We start from the raw sequence: 20,427 nt of genomic DNA, 5'->3' as shown, positions 1-20,427 counted from the left end.
AGGATTTTTCTTTGTTCATGAGGGTCTGATTTCATCCTTGAAATTCCGTTTTTGAAACACTGTCTGAGTCTTTGATGCCATTTTTGCTGTAAAGTTTTGTTTTGCCCTCATCAAGAAAACGATACTTTTCTATATGCTCATGCAGTTTTTGTTTAATACGCATGCTCTTGCTGCAAACTTGCAGGGCGGAATTTATAATAAGTGGTCATAGGAGCTACGCTCCAATAACAGAAAAAGAGACGACTCTCCAAGCTAGCTTGAGAGATCGTCTCTTTATTCTGTTAACAAAGCCCGCAAAAAGCGGGCGTGACCACTTATTATAAATTCTTAACGCCCTGCTTCAAACAACGCAAACCGCATGCGTGTCAAAAACTGCTTATGAGCATAAGAAAATGGCGTTTCCTTGAAAATCGTTCAAACCCAAAACTTTACAGACAAAAATGTGCCTCAAAGACGAGTTTGTTTCAAGGAATTTCAAGGATGAAATCAGGCCCCATGAACATAAAAATCCGAAGGATGAACAAAAATATGCCATAGGGTGGCGTCCCGTGGGGACCTAGGCTGTGGGCGGGGATGGGATGAAAATGCCATAAAAAACCCTCCGTTTTACCGGAGGGTTTTGAATTATTCTTCTGCGTTTGCTGCTGCAACCTTTTCAGCTCTTTCTGCAACTTCTTTGTTCTGGACATCGGATGGTGCCTGCTCATATCTGATGAATTCATATTCGTATTCGCCGCTACCACCTGTCATGGAACGAAGCTGTGTGTTGTAGCCGTAAAGTTCCATCATAGGAATTTCTGCCTCGATGACCTGTTTGCCTGTGAGGGAAGGATTCATTCCAAGAACTCGTCCCCTTCTCTTATTGAGATCACCCATTACGTCACCAGTGTAGCTATCTGGAACTGTAACTTTCAGTGAAGCTATAGGTTCAAGAAGTACTGGCGTTGCATCCATGAAGCCCTTCTTGAAGGCGTTGGATGCTGCAACCTTGAAGGCCATTTCTGAAGAATCAACCGGATGGTAAGATCCGTCATAAAGAACTGCCTTAACACCAACTACAGGATAAGCTGCAAGAGGACCTCTAAGAACCGACTCTGCAATACCTTTTTCTACAGCAGGGAAGAAGTTCTTTGGAACAGCTCCTCCTACTACTTCCTGATCAAATATATAAGGAGTTGTTGGATCACCTGATGGTTCGAAACGCATCTTAACGTGTCCATACTGACCATGTCCACCAGTCTGCTTCTTGTACTTGTATTCTACATCAGAGTTCTTTCTGATAGTCTCCCTGAATGCTACCTTTGGCTTTGTAAGATCGATCGCAACTTTGTATACGTTCTGAAGCTTACTCTGAACAACTTCAAGATGCATATCGCCCATGCCATAAAGAAGTGTCTGACGGTTTTCAGAATCATTGACAACTCTAATGGTCTGATCCTCAGCTGCTATCTTGGCAAGTGACTGCGCGATCTTGTCGATATCACTCTTATTCTGTGCATGATATCTCATTGCTGTGTATGGCTGTGAGATGTCCATCTTAGCGTATTGGATAGGTGTAGCCTTTGTTGAAAGAGTATCACCTGTAGCCACATCAAGCTTCTGAAGAGCGCCCAGGTCTCCAGCGTGAAGCTCGGGAACTTCAGTTGTCTTGTTACCCTGGAGCACATAGAGTTTACCGATCTTTACCTCCATGTCTTTTCCTGCAACAAACATCATATCATCTGGCTTTAAGACACCTGAACGAACCTTTATAAGTGAGTACTTACCAATGAATGGATCGATCATTGTCTTGAATACGAAGGCTGTCTTTGGCTTGGAGAAATCAAAGTCAGCTTCGAAGATTTCATTCGTATTAGTATTGATACCAGCCATCTTGCGGTTTTCTGGGCTAGGCATATACTTAACGATATCATCAAGAAGTGTATAAATACCCTGACAAAGAGTACTAGAACCCATCTCGATAGGTACGATGGTTCCGTCACAAACGTTACCACGTACTGCAGCTCTTATCTCAGCTTCTGAGAATGTATCACCATTGAAGTATCTGTCCATAAATTCTTCTGATGTCTCAGCTACTGATTCTAAAAGAGTATCACGGAAAAGCTTAAGGTTTGCCTGGTTGTAATCAGGAACCTCACATTCCACAACCTCTTTTCCTTCCCACTTAAAGCCCTTTTCCTGAATAACATTTACGTATCCAACGAACTTCTCGTTCTCACGGATAGGCAAATTGAAAGGAGCCATCTTCTTTCCATACTTGTCGGTCATATCCTGTACAACCTGTCTGTATGAAACAGTATCAATATCCATATCAGAAACAAATACCATGCGAGGAATCTTATACTTTTCGCAAAGCTCCCAAGCCTTCTCTGTTCCAACCTCGATACCAGCCTTACCTGAAACAACGATAATAGCTGCATCTGCAACACTTATTGCTTCTTCTACTTCACCTACAAAATCAAAGAATCCAGGAGTATCCAGAATATTGATCTTGTGACCATCCCACTCGAGAGGGATTGAAGAGGTGCTGATAGAAAACTGGCGTTTCTGCTCTTCTTTGTCGAAGTCACTTATAGTATTACCATCTTCTACCTTCCCCATTCTTGATGTAAGTCCGGCAAGATAAGCCATCGCCTCTGCTAATGTAGTCTTACCAGCGCCACCATGTCCAAGCAGTACCACGTTTCTAATCTTGTCAGTTGTGTAAACGTTCATATCTTGTCCTCCAGTCGCTTTAATTTGGGTAAAATGTATGAGATATGATACAGGTCCCCAAAAAACTTATAAGTACATTTTACTAAAATACATGTATCAAAACAAGTATTATAGTTTATTTTGCACAAACAATTGTGAACACTTTGTTTCCTGTGCCGATATTGATTTTCGTACATTAAAGTGTTATAGTGAATATCTAGAACATAAGATTTTTAGGGGGGTCTTTAAAAATGTCTTTTAAAAGATTTGGATTTATAGGCCTTGGGCTTATTGGTGGTTCCATCGCAAGAGCTATCAAAGATATTCAGCCTGATTCCTATATTCTTGCATATACACCTCATAAAGAGACTGTAGACACAGCTCATGAAGCAGGTATTGTCGATAAGCCTCTTTACGAGATTGGAAGTGACTTTGGCAGCTGCGACATCATCTTTTTGTGCGCTCCTGTTGAGATAAACAACGATAATCTCGAAAAGTTAAGGCCATTTATTGGCGCTGATACCCTTATCACTGATATTGGCAGCGTCAAGAACGGCATTCATGAGAAGGTAAAAGAGCTAGGACTTGAAAAACAGTTCATAGGCGGACATCCAATGGCTGGAACAGAGCGCATCGGTTTTAACAATTCAAAGGCTAGTCTTTTGGAAAATGCCTACTACATTCTCACTAAGACTGAAGCCACTGATGAAAACAAGCTTTCAGAATACGCAGACCTTGTTAAGAGCATTGGTGCAATTCCTATCATTGTTCCATTTTTGCAGCATGATTACATTACTGCAGCCATAAGCCACGTACCTCACGTGATCTCAGCTTCACTAGTTAATCTGGTTCACGACAACGACTCAGAGGATCAGCTTATGAAGACCATTGCGGCAGGCGGATTTAAGGATATTACCAGAATTTCCTCCTCTTCACCTGTTATGTGGCAACAGATATGCACCACTAACTCTTTTAACATTTCAGAACTCCTTAGCAAATACATAGATTCACTCTATGACATCAAGCTTGCTATAGATGAGCATGATGAAGCTAAGCTCCTTGATTTCTTTGGAAATGCCAGGAATTACCGTGAGTCCTTTGTAGAGACTTCAAGTGGTCCTATTCCTCAGCAATTCACTATTCATGTGGACATTGCAGATAAGCCAGGTAATCTCGCTAAGGTAGCAACACTTTTATCAGACCATTCTATAAACATCAAGAACATTGGAATCGTGCACAATCGAGAATACGAACGAGGCACACTTCGCATAGAATTCCACAACAGTCAGGGTAAGGCAGATGCACGCCAAGTACTGACAGACAACGGTTACACTATTCAAAACAGCTAATACCGGAGGATATCATGATTTCATTAGAAAAAGCACATCACCCACTTAAGGGTAATGTCTATGTTCCAGGAGATAAATCTATATCTCACAGAAGTATAATGTTTGGTGCTCTTGCCAAGGGCACAACAGAGATAACAGGCTTTCTTGAAAGTGCGGACTGTCTGTCCACAATTGACTGTTTTAGAAGGCTTGGTGTCCACATCGACCACACCATAAGGCCTACAAACGGCGTGCCCAAGATCACCGTTCATGGAAATGGTCTTCACGGCCTTTCCGCTCCATCTAGAACTCTTTTTACTGGAAACAGCGGAACTACCACAAGACTTATGTCAGGTATACTGGCTGCACAGTCCTTCGACTGCAATATCACAGGTGATTCATCTATTGAGAAAAGACCTATGAAAAGAATCATCGAGCCCCTTACACAGATGGGTTCTGATATCAGTTCGATCATGGGTAATGACTGTGCTCCTCTTCACATTAATGGCGGCAAGAAGCTTCACGGCATAAACTACAGAAGTAAAGTTGCTTCTGCTCAGGTAAAATCCTGTATTCTACTTGCTGGTCTCTACGCAGAAGGTGACACTGTTGTATACGAACCAGCTCTTTCCAGAAATCACTCAGAGATCATGCTCTCTGCTTTTGGTGCAGATATCCACAATGAAGTTGCAAGAGATGGAAGCGCTGCTGCTATCCTGCATCCAGGCACAGAGCTTAGAGGCATGAGCATAAATGTTCCAGGCGACATCTCATCTGCAGCCTTCTTCATTGCTGCTGCCCTTGTAGTTCCTGGATCAGAGCTTGTTATAAAGCATGTTGGTATAAATGAAACAAGGTCAGGCATCATCACTATCTTCAAGCAGATGGGTGCTGATATCACTCTTGAGAACATCCAAAAAGACGGCGAGCCTACAGCAGACATCGTCGTAAGATACAGTGAGCTTCACGGAAATCAAAATGGAATCTTTGAGATTGGTGGCAAAGACATACCTACTCTCATAGATGAGATTCCAGTAATTGCCGTAGTTGCTGCTACCGGAAACTTTGAGACCATTATCAAAGATGCCGCAGAATTAAAGGTAAAAGAATCTAACAGAATAAATTCAGTTGTAGAGAATTTAAAGGCCATGGGCTGCGATATCGAGGCAACTGATGACGGAATGGTGATCCACGGTGGCAAACCTTTACAGGGAGCAGATATCAACTCCTACAACGACCACCGTCTTGCCATGAGCTTTGCAATTGCTTCTCTTGCTGCAAATGGCACCACAAGGATCCTTGATGAGAGCTGCGTAAACATCTCCTACCCTTCATTTTTTAACGACCTGCTAAGCCTTATCTAAGTATTTTTTATATTGATAAATTAATTATTAAATTCCTTTTTTCGGCGCCATAATTAATATTTTTTTGATAAAATATATTTGTCATTGAAAATACAAAAAGCAGAAAGAAGGGATGTATCAAATGGCTGATAGATCAGATTTAATTAACCAGCTTGCTGCATCTATGGGCGCAGGCGATTTTGCACAAACAAAATATGAAGAGTCTCGTTATGATCCAGAGACTGGCACCCTTTATTGCAAAGGTATGGCTATTTCAGGAAGTGTAGCCGAAAAGGCCATCAAGCATTTTGAAGTACTTGAAAAGAAATGCGATCTCGATGATCCTAATTCAAGACAGATGGCCATGATCTACAGATGCGCCTCTGAATCCATCAAGATGATGCAGAATCCAAGAGTTATGGAGACTATCCGTAAGGAAGCTGAAAATAACACATTGTTTAATGAATAAAAACAAGGACATGACCATTTGGCCATGTCCTTTTATTATGCTTAGTTTTCTTATTCTATTTTTTCCCAAGCTATGCCCTTTTGTCTGGTAAATTCTCTAGTCTCATCCATAGGCATTGGCTTCCCAAAGTAAAATCCCTGTGCTCTTTCGCATCCAGAACTTTTAAGGAACTCGTAGTGTTCCTCTGTTTCAACACCTTCACACAGAGGAGATACTCCAAGGGCCACCGCACCTTTAAAGATAAAGCTCATGAGCTGACCGGTTCTTGGGCTATTGTCATAGCTTCTAAGGAACACCAGATCAAGCTTTAATACATCAAACTCATAGTCTGCTATGGTATTAAGTGATGAATAGCCACTTCCAAAATCATCTATCCAGATATGATATCCCTTATCTCTTATTCTCTTACACTCATTCTTAACAAGTCCTGAAGTATCGTTGAATGCGCTCTCTGTGATCTCTATATCCAGCATATTTCTAGGCATTTCACATGGAATACGAGCTTGCTCAAGGGCTTCAAAAACATCACATATCTCAAAGTCATGTCTTGAGACATTGATAGAAACAGGAACCAAGCTCTCCCCGGCATCTTTAAGCTTCTTGTAATCCTCGCAGACCTTCTTCATAACAAAGGTATCCACAAGATGTATCAAGTGGAACTGCTCCAACGTTTCAATGAAATCTCCAGGATTAAGCATTCCAATATTTGGATCTATCCATCTTACGAGGGCTTCATATCCGCAGATCTCACCAGTCTTTACTCTTATTACTGGCTGGTAAAAGACCTTTATATATTCCTTCTGTATTGCTTCTTCAATATGATCTACTACATACTGCTGCCTTCTTAGTTTTTCTCTCAAAACATCATCATAAACGCAGTAATTAAGGTCATGTCTTCCCTTTATGCTATTGCAGGCAAGTCTTGCGTGATCACAAGCAAGGCCCACTTCTGCCCTAACATCATCAAGAAAATAGATTCCCGCTTTGATCCTTACCTTCTTGTTCACATCCTCAGAAAGAAGCATCTTTTTAAACACAAGCTCTACCTTTGACAGTATCTCGTCCCTACTGCCTGTTGCACATACCATAAAGTGATCATCTGAAAACCTGGCAACAGTAGCTCCATTAAAGGTATCCTTAATGTTTTTTGCTAGATCGCACAAAAGCTCATCACCCATCTTAAATCCGAGGCGCTCGTTATATAATTTAAAATTAGGGATATCAAAATAGACAAAGGCTACGTCTTTTCTCCGTCCTTCTGGTGAAGACATCATATTCTGAACAATATGGTAAAAGAAGGACATGGTAAAGAGACCAGTTAACTTATCCGTCTCTTTATTTCTATACAAAAGCTCTGCCTCAGCAAAAGAATTCCTACTGGTGTTAAAGTATTCGTTTTGATCAACGTCTACAATATAAACATAAAAATAACTCTTTCCATTAATAGAATGGAGTAAATGTCCAAAATCCTCAATAAATCTGATATCACCAGACTTTGTCCTTATTCTGTATCTTACGTAGTCGTGCCTCTTTTCACCAAAAATAGTCTGTGCCTTGATAAGGGTCTCTATCTTCTGGATGTCCTCTTCAAGGACCATTCCGGTAAAAGAGCCGCCAACATACTCCATGAATTCTTCAAAAGTATTGCAACCAAATAGATCTATGACATTAAAATCTGCAAAGACGATATGCTCGTCTCCTTCAGCCTCATAGACAAAAAAGCCACCTGGCAGATTAGTTGGAAGCAAGCCGCACACCTTAGTATCAAAGAATTCTTCCCTCATAGTTTTTCCTCCTACGAGACAAACGCCGTGCAATACTTCGTGAAACTATTTACATTATATCATACATTTTTACGTGAACTTTTTAGTTATACTTTTTTAATAATCGTGCCCTCGTACCCTTTTTCCTTGAAAAGACTCATCATTTCATTGGTAAGGCTATAATCAAGGGGCTGAAGCTCAATATCAGAAGGGCTTACCCACTCTGCGTATTTTAGCTCAGACTCGTCCATTGTAATAGTCCTATCACCTGTAACATCACAGTAAAAGCCAACTAAGATGTCACTGGCAATGCCCCAGGGCTGCGACTTATAGTATCTTACATTTGTAACCTTAAGACCTATCTCTTCCATTACTTCGCGCTGAACTGTCTCTTCTAAGGTCTCACCTATCTCAGTAAAGCCTGCCACAAGGGCATTTAACGCAAATCCCCTTCTATACTTTGTAAGAACTATCCTATTTTTTTCCTTATCAGTAACACCTATGATAACTGCAGGATTGATCCTTGGATAAATGATGTTACCACACTTAGGGCAGATTCTAGCTCTTTCTTTTGGATGATCCTCATTTTTGCTTCCGCATTTTCCGCAATAGTTTGTGACCTTATACCACTCGTCAAGCTGAAAAGCTGTAAATATGGCATATACATAGTGCCTTGGATAAAGAAACTCTTTTCTCACATCCTTCATGGCACAAAATGAAAATCCATCTGCAATATGGTCAGTTAGTTCATTTGGCTGATATAGATAAAAGTCTTCCTCACCAACGTTGAACACGTATTTTAGGTTATCCTTTTCTAGATCTGCAATATCTTTTACCCTTGGAAAGGCTATGCCCTTATCAGCATCATTTATGGTCAAAAGAATCTCTTTGCCCCCGTCAAAGTCCCTAAACACAAGGACAATATCTTCACTTGATGGCTCTTTACCTGCTATAAACTCGTTATGTAAATGGTATGGCTTAATGTCCTGTATCATCTTATGTCTCCTTCATCTTGTTAAAACGGTAGTCCCTTGGGCTTACTCCATACATTGCCCTAAAGGTCCTGTGAAAATAGCTTGTATTCTCATACCCAACAGAGTACGCAATGTCAGTTACTGCAAGGCTAGTGTTCTTTAAAAGATAACAGGCCTGACTCATCTTCTTTTCTATTAAAAGCTCCTTAAAGGTTTTACCTGCTCTTCGCTTGATCATACGACTCATTGTGTAGATGTCAATATGGTTTCTTTCAGAAAAATCCGATAACGAAGCGTCTTTGTACTCACTCTCCATGTAATTAAGTAGCTGGATCATAAGATTTTGCTCATAAGAACTTCCTGATACCTGTATCCTATCTGCGTAGTCCAAAAGGTTCTGAAACAAAAGCTCCATAGTAGACTGGCTCAAAGTACGTTTGTTTCCTGGACTTGTAAGCATGATCCAGATAAGGTTTTCCATAAGATTCTGAATAGGAAGTACGCCAGATACATCAAAATACAGGTAATTACCGCCCATATCCTTGTCTGTAAGGCAGCTGATGATAAAGTCAAGTAGCGCACTAGAGGTCCCCTCAAGCTTATTTAATATGGAGTCAAAAAACTGCGGCAAAATAATAAAGTTGACTGCTATATCATCCTTATCTGCAGGCAGGATCTCCTGTCTTGCATGCTGGTTCATAAAAAGAAGATCTCCTTCATGCAAAGTAAGACGCTGTCCATCTATGATGTGCTTGGTTGAACCACTGCACATATATACAAATTCAACGAAGTTATGGGTATGCTCTGGAAAATGAATAAACCTGGTATGAGGCCTTATATCGATGAGTTTGCCCCTTGCCAAAAGAAGCGACGCGTCAACCTCATTTTGCTTGGACATGGAGCCCTCACTCTTGTAATAAAGGCTTCTGTTGATATCCTGACTTCCAGCTAATATCTCTTTTTCCTCATCTGTAATTAAAGAAAGTTGTTTAAGTAATTTCTTATCCATGCTCCCATTCTATCACAGATTTGCAAATAAGGACGTTAATTTTCTCAAATAGAGACCTATAACTGCAAATTAAGGCACTTTACAATAACCCTATGATCAAAAGAAATATCTAATGAAATAAATAGGAGAAAAAGTATGAAGGTTTTAGATTCTGAGCTATTAAAGGGCTATGCAAGAATGGCAATGAACGGCTTTAATCAGGGCTGGCACGAAAGAAACGGCGGAAACTTAAGCTATCGCTTAAAGGCAGAAGAAGTTGATCTTTTAAAGGATGACTTTAACTTTTCTGGAGACTGGCAGGAGATCGGTTGGCAGAAAAATGATGAGTCTGCCTTCCCAGGTCTTGCTGGCGAATTCTTTATGGTAAGTGGTTCTGGCAAATATTTCAGAAACATCGAACTTGACCCTGCAGCTAATGTTTGCATCATTCAGCTCAATGAAGAAGGAAACAGATTCAAGAAGGTTTGGGGCCTTGTAAACGGTGGACGCCCAACATCTGAGCTTCCAACTCACCTTGCAAACCTTGAAGTATTAAAGAACAGAGATGAGAACATCCGCGTGGTATATCACTGCCACCCTACTAACACGGTAGCTCTTACTTACGTTCTTCCACTTGATGAAAGAGTATTCACAAGAGAGATCTACGAGATGGCAACTGAGTGCCCTATCGTATTCCCAGAAGGAATCGGCATCGTGCCTTGGATGCTCTGTGGCGGCAAGCTCATCGGTGATGCCACATCAGAGATCATGAAGACCAAGGACATTGCAGTTTGGGCTCACCACGGTGCATTCTGCTGCGGCTACGACTTTGACCTTACATTTGGTCTCATGCACACAGTAGAAAAGGCTGCTGAGATCTTGGTTAAAGTAAGATCAATGACAGATACAAAGGTTAATACAATAACTCCTGAGCAGTTCAGAGAACTCAATGCTCCATTTGGAGTAAACATCAATGAGAAGTTCCTCTATGAGAGACATACCTTCAAGATTGGCGAGATGCCACAGGACTAATACTTTTCAGGAGGATAAATAATAATGGAAAATAATTATTATCTGGCTGTTGATATTGGTGCTTCTTCAGGCCGTCACATCCTCTCACATATGGAAAACGGCAAGATCGTTCTAGAAGAGATCTATCGCTTCTCAAATGAAAATGACATTAAGGATGGTCACCGCGTTTGGGATACAGAAAGGCTCTTTAGTGAAGTTGTAAAGGGTATGAAAAAATGCAGTGACCTTGGCAGAATTCCTGTGTCCATGGGTATAGACACCTGGGGTGTTGACTACGTTCTCCTTGATAAGAATGGTCAAAGACTTGGTCCTTGCTATGCCTACAGAGACTCAAGAACTGAAAAGATGGATGAAGAAGTATATAAGATCATCCCTCAAAATGAGCTCTATTCTAGAACTGGTATACAGAAAGCTATATTTAACACTATTTATCAGCTCATGGCTATGAAGCGTCAAGAGCCTGAAGTCCTTGATAAGGCAGAGACTCTTTTGATGGTCCCTGATTACCTGCACTTCCTTCTTACAGGAAACAAACTTCAGGAATACACAAATGCTTCTACTACTCAGCTTGTAAATCCTAAAACAAATGAGTGGGACTATGAACTAATTGAAAAGTTAGGCTTTCCTAAAAAGCTCTTTAATAAGCTGAATATGCCTGGCACGTTTGTAGGTGGTCTCCTTCCTGCCATCAAAGAACAGGTAGGCTTTGATACAAAGGTTGTACTGCCAGCAACCCACGATACAGGTTCAGCAGTAATGAGTGTTCCTTCAAACTCAGAAGACGTGCTTTACATCTCATCCGGTACCTGGTCTCTTATGGGGTGCGAACTTATAAAGGCCAACACTACTCCTGACGCAGAGAAAGCCAATTTCACAAATGAAGGCGGCTATGACCATCGTTATCGCTTCCTTAAGAACATCATGGGGCTTTGGATGATACAGTCTGTCAAAAAAGAGCTTGAAGAAGGCTATCAGTTTGCAGGAAGAGGAAGTGATGAAGACTTTAGTTTCGCTCACCTGTGTGAAAAAGCTTCTTTTGAAACAATTGATTCTCTAGTTGATGCCAACGATTCAAGATTCCTTGCTCCTGAGTCCATGATCAGAGAAGTCAAGGACGCATGCTGGGAAAAGAACCTTGAAGTTCCAGAAACTCCTTGGCAGATTGCAAGAGTCATATACAGATCTCTTGCTGAATGCTACAAAAACGCTGCTATAGAGATCGAACAGTTAACTGGCAAGCACTTTGACACCATCAACATAGTTGGTGGCGGATCAAATGCTAAGTGGCTCAATGAATTAACTGCTAAGACAACTGGCAAGACAGTTCTTGCTGGCCCTGGCGAAGCTACTGCTATCGGCAATCTCGGTGCCCAGATGATCGCAGCCGGTGAATTTAAGGATCTTAAGGATTTTAGGTCCTGCGTATTTGATTCTTTTGGGGTAAAAACATTTAAATAAAATCATTTCCGCCATAAGCGGAAGAAAGGACTACTTATGTTAGTAAATACAAAAGCTAAAGTTGGGGTATTTTCAATTGCACTTGGTGCATATCTTCCACAGTTTCCACAGTTAGTACCTGAGTTTAACGCTCAGTACGACGCTTTCAAAAAGACTCTTCCAGATACAGTAGAGATCATTGACGGAGGTCTTGTTACAACTAAGGAACAGGCTATGGCAGCTGGTGACAAGTTCAGAGCAGCTGACGTTGACCTTGTTTTCCTTCAGATGCTCACATACGCTACTTCTTACAATGTTCTTCCAGCTATCAGAGACCTTGACGTTCCTGTAGTTGTTGTTAACGTTCAGAAGAAGCTTGCTCCAGATTATGAGAACACAGATATCGCTACATGGCTTGGTGAGCTCTATGCCTGCGGCGCTGTAGGTGAGGCTGTAGCTGACCTTGAAAGAGCTGGTAAAAGACATGCTGTTATCACAGGCGTTGTTGAAGGCGGCGATGAAGGTGTTGCTCACGAGATCGAGGACTGGTGCAAAGCTGCACAGGTAAGAAGAAGATTCCGCCAGACAAACATCGCTCAGGTTGGTCGTCCATACCCTGGAATGATGGACCTTTATATTGATGAAACAAACCTCTACAACAGAATGGGTCTTTATACCAAGCAATTTGACTGGGAGGATATGTGGTGTATTGCTGATAACATCACTGATGAAGCTGCTATCCGCGCTAAGGCTCAAGATATCCTTGATACCTTCGAGATCGAAGGTGGTGGTTCTATCGAAGAAGTTTGGGAAATGGCTAAGTATGTACTTGCCTTTGAGCAGTGGGTAAAGGATGAGGATATCGCCCTTGTTGCTTCCCACTATGCAGGTAAAGCTCAGGGCCAGGCAGGTGTCCTTGATTCAATGCTTATCCCAGCATTCTCAATGCTCATCAAACAGGGTACAGCTTGTGCTGTAGAGGGTGACATGAAGGTTGCTATGGCAATGTCTATCCTTAAGACCATCGCTGGAACTGGTCAGCTCTCAGAGATGTACTCAATCGACTTTAATGAGGATATTTGCATAATCGGACATTCAGGATCAGGTGATGCAGACATCTCTCTTGCTCACAAGCCAACAATGAAGATCGTAAAGGTATTCCACGGCAAAGTTGGTGGTGGATATCTTACACAGTTCTATCCTCCTACAGGTGATATCACATATCTTGCTATCACACAGGACAAGGATGGAAACTTCAAATTTATCGTAGCTGAGGGTGAGAACCAGCCAGGACCTATCTTCACTTTTGGAGACACAAACATGCGTACAAAGTTCTCTATCAGCGCTCGTGAATTTGTAAATCGTTGGAGTGAAGCAGGCCCAACTCACCACATGGCTGCAGCAGTAGGACGTCACACTGACACCATCCTTAAGGTAGCCAAGATTCTTGGCATCCCGGTAGAGGTTGTTTGTAGATAAGCCGAGAGGTTGTGATACCGGAAGGTATTGGTTTCCCGGAAGGTTGTGATACCGGACGTAAGATAAGGGGAAAAGTTTCATTGTCGTTGAGATTTTGGGGTGTGAAGTTTTGGTTTGCCCTCGTCAAAAAACGCTTCAAATGCTACTAAAACGTATTTCGTAGAGCGTTTTTTGAAATCGTGCAAATCCAAAACTTCACACTCCCAAAACCAGCATAGATATGACTTTTCACTTATCTTACTGTTCTGGGATGATAATCTTTCTGATAAAGCAATAATTAGTAATAAAGAAAATGCTTAGATTAGCTAAGATGATACTGTAAATAGAAAAAGGGATGTCTTAGTCTAAATAACTAATTAAATAAATGCTATTGTTGAGTGATAAAAAATAAATAGTATAAAAGAATAAAACCGCCAATGTTTACTTTTAATTTAAGATAGACAATGGCGGTTCTTTTTTGTTTGAAAATGTTTTTTTAATAATTGTTTTTATAATATGTATTTTCTAGATTTGATGTTTTTCCAGCAGGCGCTGACGGGGTACCAGTTGCAGTCGCCGCATATGTTCCTAAGGAGCTCATCGTCCTGGCCGGAGGTTAGGTAGGTGTCTAGTTTGGAGATGAGTTCTTGGTAGAGGTAAGTTCCTTCTGTGAGGTTCAGGGCATCGATGACGCCTTTATCGAAGTGAAGGACTTTGGAGTCTGAGTCACATACGCCGTCGGAAAGCTTGGATGGACAGCTTTTGCAAAGGTTATCTGTAGTAAATACTATTTCTATCTGCTCATCCTTGTTAGTTCTAAGGCGCTCTACTACTTCGCTCATGTTTGATACGAAGTTATCTGAATAGCCTTTTCCGCTATAACCTTGAGTACAAAGAAGGTGATGTGGGCGGAGTCTTATCATATCTTTACTCATAAGAGATTTGCCTTACGCATTGCTTTTTTGAGAGTATCTCCCAAGATTCCTGAAAGTATGAATTTGAGTACTGCTGTTGGAATAAATGGAAGGACGCAGGCTGCGAAAGCTACTGCAAATGTTGAATCTGCAACGATCACAAACCATACAGTACCAATAATATAGTTGATGATAACGCCAGCAAGAAGTCCAAGCCAGTAAATAGGACTCTTAACTCCTTTATCTGAAACAAGCCCTGAAATAAGAGCCATAATTGGGAATGAAAGAATGAATCCACCTGTCATTCCAAAAACCACTCCAATGCCGCCAGAAAGTCCCGCAAGGACAGGAACACCAACCATTGCAAGAAGGATATATACAAGAGTAGATAATGTTCCTCTTTTGGCTCCTAATATGATACCTGCAAGAGGTACAGCAAGGGTCTGAAGTGTAAGTGGAACACCTGCAGGAAGTGGTATAGATATCTGCGCCATGATTGCAATGATAGCTGTAAAAATGGCAATATAACAGATATCCTTAACATTAGTTGTCTGTCTTGTTACGATTTTTTCTTTTTCCATGTCTCATCTAGTCTCCTAAATTTATTAGTCTTGTATATTATTATCACTCACAACCCAGATTGTCAACTTATTAATTCTTTTAGTTGACGATTAATCCAAGAAAAAAGTCATGCTTGAATAGCCATGACTTCAAATTATCTTATTAACTATAGCAGCAACCAGCTGATTTTTGGTTATAGTAGCTTTACCTGGCTCAAATAGGCTTATTGCCTTATCTTTTATATCATCGGGAAAAGAGTCTATATCAGAGTCAAAGTTAATACCTATACCTACTACTATCCACTGAACAAGGCCCGTTTCAAATTCTGTTCCAGCCTCTGTAAGAATACCGCAGACTTTTTTATCCCCAATAAAAAGATCATTTATGGGCTTTAGCCTAGGTCTGATACTACAGGTATTCTCGATAGCGTCACAAACTGAATTACCAATAAAGGTTGTGATCTCATCAGGGGTCTTGTAAGAGATCCTGTCAGGTGACAATATCACACTGAAGTACAGACCTCCTTCTGGCGAAAAGAAGCTGTGATTTCTTCTTCCTTTGCCGCTAGTTTGTCTAGCCGAAACTACCAGTGTTCCATGACAGTTACCGGCAATAGCCAGCTCTTTTGCTATTCTATTGGTAGAAGTTGTGGTATCGAAGATATGGATCATATTGCTGCCATCCTGATAGATAGCGGCAATATCTTCATTTAGATAAGACAGGATGCCCCCTGCAGATAAAATATCTTTTTCAAGAGCAAGTCTGTACCCTTTATTGCTGACAGCTTCTATCTCATAGCCACTTTTCCTAAGCTCATTTATAGCTTTCCAAATGGCATTTCTAGAAATACCAAGGAGAGAGGCAATGCTCTCTCCTGATATATATCTGTCCTTATTTGAATTTAAGATTTCAAGAACTTTATCTTTAGAATTCATAGTAATTATTCGTTACCAAAAAGATCTCTTGTATATACTTTGTCTACAACATCTTCAAGTTCTGGTGTGAGGCGGTTTGCAATGATGTAGTCGCACTCCTTCTTGAACTTTTCGATATCTCTTTCAACCTTAGAATTAAAGAAATCATCATCCTTGAGGGTTGGCTCGTATACTACGCACTCGATTCCCCTTGATTTGATCCTCTTCATGATACCCTGAATGGCTGACTGTCTGAAGTTGTCTGAACCAGCCTTCATTGTAAGTCTGTATACGCCGACTTTCTTTGGCTTAAGAGCCCAGATTCTGTCAGCGATAAAGTCTTTTCTAGTTCTGTTAGCATCAACGATCGCAGTAATAAGGTTATTTGGAACATCCTCATAATTTGCAAGAAGCTGCTTGGTATCCTTAGGAAGGCAATATCCGCCATATCCAAAGGATGGATTGTTATAGAAGTCGCCAATTCTAGGGTCAAGGCAAACACCTTCAATGATATTCTTGGTGTTAAGGCCTCTAACCTCAGCATAGGTATCAAGTTCGTTGAAGTATGATACTCTAAGAGCAAGATATGTATTAGCAAAGAGCTTAACGCACTCTGCCTCTGTAGTATTCATGAAAAGAGTCTGTACGTCTTCTTTTATTGCTCCCTGCTTCAATAAGCCTGCAAAAAGTCTTGCCTTCTCGCTTGCCTCTTCACTATCAGTATTGTAACCAACAATGATTCTTGATGGATAAAGGTTATCATAAAGAGCATGTCCTTCTCTTAAAAACTCTGGTGAGAACATGATGTGATCTGTATGATACTCCTCCATAAGTTCTTCTGTATATCCTACAGGGATTGTTGACTTGATAACGATATATGCGTCAGGATTCTCTTTTCTAACCTGATCTACAACGCTCAGAACTGATGATGTATCAAAATAGTTAAGCTTCTCATCATAGTTTGTAGGAGTTGAAACGATAACAAAATCAGCATCAGCATAGGCAGATGAAGCATCTGTTGTAGCATATAATCTGAGATTGTCCTTTTTGAGGTACTCCTCTATTTCTTTGTCAACGATAGGCGAAATCTTGTCGTTGACCATGTCAACCTTCTCCTGGATAACGTCAACTGCTGTAACATCGTTAAACTGTGATAACAATATTGAATTGGAAAGACCTACGTAGCCTGTTCCAACAACTGCAATTTTCATTTTTTATATACCTCTTGAAATCAAAATAATAAAGAAATTCTACCACAAAAAAAGCTTCTATGCACTACCTTCATAAGCGCATAGAAGCCCTTATAATCAAATTATAGTTAGTTCTGTTTTGCCTTTTCTTCTTCTACTGTTTCAAAGACCTTGATCCTAACCTTTACGTCTTCAGGCATACCAACAAACATTCCGCCATAGTGGAATCCATCATCACGCTTTTCAGCACGAACTATCTGAACAAACACATGGAGAACTTCTTTGGTCCATATTGTCAGATTAGCTTCATAATTATCCCCAATAACAAGCTGTTTGTCAGAAATAAAACCAAGCCCTTCTGTAGAAGCATCTGTAATCTTGATATCTACAGCTTCTGCGTCACCACCAAGCTCCTTAATGATGATCTCACCAGTAAGATCAAGTCTTCTTCCTTTTCTTCTTTCTTCCATACTAGCCCCCGTATTCAATTATTTGATGTAGCCGTTCTGACGATAGTAAACATCATCACCATGTTTAACACGGCGTTTCTCTTCGCCTCTGAGCAATTCCTGCATATAAGGATTGTCATTAGCTCCAGAAACAGAAATAGGTGTTGTTTCCTTGTTTACATAGATATCTTTTGATGATTTTCCAAACATAAAAAGCACCTCCTGATAAAAGCAAACACTTACTCTGTACATACATTATATCACGGTTTTTCATATAAAGAAAAAAATAGCACAGCGACAAAAAACTAATCGCTGTGCTACAAAGTTCAAATTAGTATCCGAATTCCTGAGCCCAATACCAACTTCCATCACCAGTCTGGCAAATAGCGATACCTACTGTTTTGTATCCGCCATCCATGATATTAGCTGCGTGTGTTGGAGAATTCATCCAAGCTGCATATACGCTGTCAGCTGACTGATACAACTTAGCAAGGTTCTCACCGTACTGAACATTACTATCAACAGTCCAGAAAGCTGAACCATTAGGTCTTGTATGTGAGAATGAAGTTGTGATCTCGTTTGCACGAACCTGAGCTGCGTTTGTAAGAGCATCGCTCCAAACCAAAGCTGAAAGTCCCTGAGCTGTCCTCTGCTGATTCATAAGATTAAATACAGCAGTGCAAGCATCAAGACAAGCCTGGCTAGATGAAGCAGATCCTGCAAGAGCAATGGCCTCATCATCAATCCATATTTCGCCTTCACCTTCGTGAATACCTCTTGTTGCAGCCTGATCATCGATTGCACCGTCCTTAACAGCTCCACAAGCAACAAATGTAAGAGCTAAAACGCTGGCAACCATAACGGCTACTATACTCTTAAACTTTTTCATTTTTTATCTCTCCTGTTTAAGAAATGAACATAGTTCATCCGTTTAACCATATTTCTAGCTATATGTTACTTTAATGGTTTTTTCTATGCAATAACGTAATCATTACTTTTTTATAAAAAGCACTTATTTATTTCAAACTTAATTAGTCTAAATTGAAATTTTATTTTCACTTATTCATTTCCCAGGCTGAAACTTTAATTGTATGTACAACAAATCTCTTGTTACTTCCTGCTGCTCCGCTACAAGTAGAAAGGGTAAGAATGCTGTTTCCCTGTGTCAGATCGATATCATCAGGTACTGGATAGGACGTATGAGTTTTTATATAGTCTGTAAATGATCTGTACTCATCTGTGCTGTTAACTACTGAATATGCATCACTTCCAACACCAGTTATTGCGTACGCAAATACTCTGTACTGATACACATAATCCCTTGTATATACATATACATAAGGATCCTCTTCCAAAAGAGCTGCTCCATCATTTTGATATAACTTCTTAAGTTTTCCAAACATTGAGCCATCTTTCATATTATGTCCAAAAACAATATCATGAAAGCCGCAAAACTTGGCATCACTAAGCACATCTTCAAAAATGCAGCCAGCTTTATTCTCATTTTTATCAAATGTTAGATAGAGGTACTCGTCTATCTCATTTTCTTTTACCACAGGATAACTGATATCAAGGCATGGAAAATATATCCACGCAACGATATCGCCGTTGATCCTTGATAGCTTATCAAAATCTACGTTAAGCAGCGGATAATCAATTATCTCTGGTGTATCTTCCTTGGGAACATAAGTAACAGCGATATTTTCGAGATCCTGATATTCATCAGCAGCCTCTTTATACTCCATTTTGTTGATACCGATCATGGCCACTTCATAAGCAATAACAACAAGACATATTACTATAATAATGTTACGAATTACTTTAAAATTCATAAATTCCCCCTCCGAATGGCTTGTTTCCTTAATTATAATCTATTTACAAGGTTCAAACAAATGTATTATATTGGAAAGTGTTATGAAAAAAATTGGAGGTGGATATATGCCAGAAAATCAGAATCCTAATATCTTACAGAAGATTCACAATGATAACTTTAAATGGAATGATATTTTTATCTTCCCAACACTTATTTCTCTTGTCCTTTTAATAGCAGGTCAGCTGATAGGTCAGTTTGGAACACTTATCTTTGCTCCTTTTATAACTAAAGAAAACTATGATTATATTATGATCACAGCTCAGTACTTCTCATTTTGGGGAATTTGGGCTGCATTCCTTCTTTATTTCTTGTGCAAATGGAACAGACCTATTTACAAGGCTCTTTGGACAAAGTGCAAAGGAAATAATATCTTCCATCTTGTACTTGGTCTTTTGATCGGATTTGGAACAAACGCTATCTGCATATTAGTAGCTGTACTTCATAAAGATATCTTCATCTATTATGATTCATTCCAGCCACTTAGAGTCCTTCTTATCTTTGTATGCATCTTCATTCAGTCATCAGCCGAAGAGCTTATGTGTAGAGGATTCCTCTATCAGCGTCTTAGAAAGAGCTACAGACATCCTGCTGTTGCCATCATAGGAAATGCCGTTTTATTTGGTTTCCTTCATATCTTCAACAGTGGTGTTACTCCTCTTGCTATCGCAAACATTGTATTAGTTGGAATAAGCTATGCGCTTTTTGTTTACTACTGCGACAGCATTTGGCTTCCAATGGCTGCACATGCTGCATGGAACTTTACACAGAACATTTTATTTGGACTTCCAAATAGTGGAATTGTTTCACCATTTTCAATCTTCAAGCTTGACGCAGCAACAGCTAAGGACAGTTTTGCATACAACGTAGGTTTCGGCGTTGAGTCAACTATCGTAGCTTGCATCGTACTTATCATCTGCTGCGTACTCACAATCTGGTGGGGAGAAAAGAACCACAAAAAGCCTACAGACATCTGGGCAGAGTAATTGGTTTCCCGGTAGGTTGAATGGCTTCCCGGTAGGTTGAATGGCTTCCCGGTAGGT

19 protein-coding genes are annotated in these 20,427 nt (G+C 40.3%); 7 read left to right on the top strand and 12 right to left on the bottom strand.

The window, feature by feature from the left end:
* Positions 1 to 624 precede the first annotated feature (624 nt).
* Entirely contained in the window at positions 625 to 2,715 is a 2,091-nt protein-coding gene (locus tag BLS24_RS01085) for an elongation factor G (RefSeq protein ID WP_091755288.1), read from the bottom strand.
* 230 nt (positions 2,716 to 2,945) lie between these two features.
* Between BLS24_RS01085 and BLS24_RS01080 the strand changes: the two genes are divergently transcribed.
* The 3 genes from BLS24_RS01080 to BLS24_RS01070 all read left to right on the top strand — a co-directional run bounded on the left by BLS24_RS01080 (position 2,946) and on the right by BLS24_RS01070 (position 5,834).
* Positions 2,946 to 4,043 (top strand): prephenate dehydrogenase, encoded by a 1,098-nt coding sequence (locus BLS24_RS01080; RefSeq protein WP_091755286.1) that lies wholly within the window; start codon positions 2,946 to 2,948, stop codon positions 4,041 to 4,043.
* Positions 4,044 to 4,057: 14 nt separating this feature from the next.
* On the top strand, positions 4,058 to 5,386 hold the full coding sequence (gene aroA / locus BLS24_RS01075) for a 3-phosphoshikimate 1-carboxyvinyltransferase (protein ID WP_091755284.1): 1,329 nt from the start codon (positions 4,058 to 4,060) through the stop codon (positions 5,384 to 5,386).
* A 121-nt stretch (positions 5,387 to 5,507) separates the two neighbouring features.
* Positions 5,508 to 5,834 carry a hypothetical protein gene (locus BLS24_RS01070; RefSeq protein WP_091755282.1) on the top strand — a complete coding sequence of 109 codons (327 nt, stop codon included), beginning with the start codon at positions 5,508 to 5,510 and terminating at the stop codon, positions 5,832 to 5,834.
* Between the two features lie 50 nt (positions 5,835 to 5,884).
* Here BLS24_RS01070 and BLS24_RS01065 read toward each other — a convergent pair whose 3' ends face one another.
* From BLS24_RS01065 to BLS24_RS01055, 3 genes are all read right to left on the bottom strand, one after another.
* Positions 5,885 to 7,618, bottom strand: coding sequence for a GGDEF and EAL domain-containing protein (locus tag BLS24_RS01065; protein ID WP_091755280.1), 1,734 nt, complete (start codon positions 7,616 to 7,618; stop codon positions 5,885 to 5,887).
* Between the two features lie 86 nt (positions 7,619 to 7,704).
* Positions 7,705 to 8,592: an NAD(+) diphosphatase gene (gene nudC / locus BLS24_RS01060; protein ID WP_091755277.1), complete on the bottom strand. Its 888-nt coding sequence runs from the start codon at positions 8,590 to 8,592 to the stop codon at positions 7,705 to 7,707.
* A 1-nt stretch (position 8,593) separates the two neighbouring features.
* Entirely contained in the window at positions 8,594 to 9,580 is a 987-nt protein-coding gene (locus tag BLS24_RS01055; protein ID WP_091755275.1) for an AraC family transcriptional regulator, read from the bottom strand.
* Positions 9,581 to 9,715: 135 nt separating this feature from the next.
* On the opposite strand from BLS24_RS01055, the gene rhaD reads away from it, so the two are divergent.
* From rhaD to BLS24_RS01040, 3 genes are read left to right on the top strand one after another with little or no spacing between them, the layout of a single operon-like run.
* On the top strand, positions 9,716 to 10,591 hold the full coding sequence (rhaD, locus tag BLS24_RS01050) for a rhamnulose-1-phosphate aldolase (RefSeq protein ID WP_091755273.1): 876 nt from the start codon (positions 9,716 to 9,718) through the stop codon (positions 10,589 to 10,591).
* Positions 10,592 to 10,615: 24 nt separating this feature from the next.
* The gene (gene rhaB, locus BLS24_RS01045) at positions 10,616 to 12,049 is read left to right on the top strand and encodes a rhamnulokinase (protein ID WP_091755271.1); all 1,434 of its coding nucleotides are present in this window, start codon (positions 10,616 to 10,618) and stop codon (positions 12,047 to 12,049) included.
* Positions 12,050 to 12,085: 36 nt separating this feature from the next.
* Entirely contained in the window at positions 12,086 to 13,507 is a 1,422-nt protein-coding gene (locus tag BLS24_RS01040) for an arabinose isomerase (RefSeq protein ID WP_091755269.1), read from the top strand.
* 488 nt (positions 13,508 to 13,995) lie between these two features.
* On the opposite strand, the gene BLS24_RS01035 is transcribed toward BLS24_RS01040, so the two are convergent.
* The 8 genes from BLS24_RS01035 to BLS24_RS01005 form a co-directional block, all read right to left on the bottom strand.
* Positions 13,996 to 14,421 carry a DUF1284 domain-containing protein gene (locus BLS24_RS01035; RefSeq protein ID WP_242872199.1) on the bottom strand — a complete coding sequence of 142 codons (426 nt, stop codon included), beginning with the start codon at positions 14,419 to 14,421 and terminating at the stop codon, positions 13,996 to 13,998.
* Positions 14,418 to 14,981, bottom strand: a complete 564-nt coding sequence (locus BLS24_RS01030; protein WP_091755267.1) for a biotin transporter BioY — start codon at positions 14,979 to 14,981, stop codon at positions 14,418 to 14,420. Before BLS24_RS01030 ends, BLS24_RS01035 begins: the two co-directional genes overlap by 4 nt.
* Before the next feature lie 129 nt (positions 14,982 to 15,110).
* Positions 15,111 to 15,896, bottom strand: coding sequence for a biotin--[acetyl-CoA-carboxylase] ligase (locus BLS24_RS01025; RefSeq protein ID WP_091755265.1), 786 nt, complete (start codon positions 15,894 to 15,896; stop codon positions 15,111 to 15,113).
* Positions 15,897 to 15,901: 5 nt separating this feature from the next.
* Positions 15,902 to 17,086 carry a nucleotide sugar dehydrogenase gene (locus tag BLS24_RS01020; RefSeq protein ID WP_091755263.1) on the bottom strand — a complete coding sequence of 395 codons (1,185 nt, stop codon included), beginning with the start codon at positions 17,084 to 17,086 and terminating at the stop codon, positions 15,902 to 15,904.
* A 107-nt stretch (positions 17,087 to 17,193) separates the two neighbouring features.
* The gene (locus tag BLS24_RS01015) at positions 17,194 to 17,535 is read right to left on the bottom strand and encodes a PilZ domain-containing protein (protein WP_071175808.1); all 342 of its coding nucleotides are present in this window, start codon (positions 17,533 to 17,535) and stop codon (positions 17,194 to 17,196) included.
* Between the two features lie 18 nt (positions 17,536 to 17,553).
* Positions 17,554 to 17,724 carry a hypothetical protein gene (locus BLS24_RS15175; protein ID WP_161487301.1) on the bottom strand — a complete coding sequence of 57 codons (171 nt, stop codon included), beginning with the start codon at positions 17,722 to 17,724 and terminating at the stop codon, positions 17,554 to 17,556.
* Between the two features lie 121 nt (positions 17,725 to 17,845).
* Positions 17,846 to 18,403, bottom strand: coding sequence for a CAP domain-containing protein (locus BLS24_RS01010; RefSeq protein ID WP_091755261.1), 558 nt, complete (start codon positions 18,401 to 18,403; stop codon positions 17,846 to 17,848).
* Positions 18,404 to 18,569: 166 nt separating this feature from the next.
* Positions 18,570 to 19,346, bottom strand: a complete 777-nt coding sequence (locus BLS24_RS01005) for a class B sortase (protein WP_091755259.1) — start codon at positions 19,344 to 19,346, stop codon at positions 18,570 to 18,572.
* Positions 19,347 to 19,428: 82 nt separating this feature from the next.
* Here BLS24_RS01005 and BLS24_RS01000 point away from each other — a divergent pair, with 82 nt between their 5' ends.
* On the top strand, positions 19,429 to 20,370 hold the full coding sequence (locus BLS24_RS01000) for a CPBP family intramembrane glutamic endopeptidase (protein ID WP_176764295.1): 942 nt from the start codon (positions 19,429 to 19,431) through the stop codon (positions 20,368 to 20,370).
* The last annotated feature ends 57 nt before the right edge of the window (positions 20,371 to 20,427 follow it).

This window comes from Butyrivibrio sp. INlla18 (assembly GCF_900103635.1).
In the GTDB taxonomy this organism is placed as follows: domain Bacteria; phylum Bacillota; class Clostridia; order Lachnospirales; family Lachnospiraceae; genus Butyrivibrio.
This window is presented reverse-complemented; position numbering and strand designations above follow the sequence as displayed.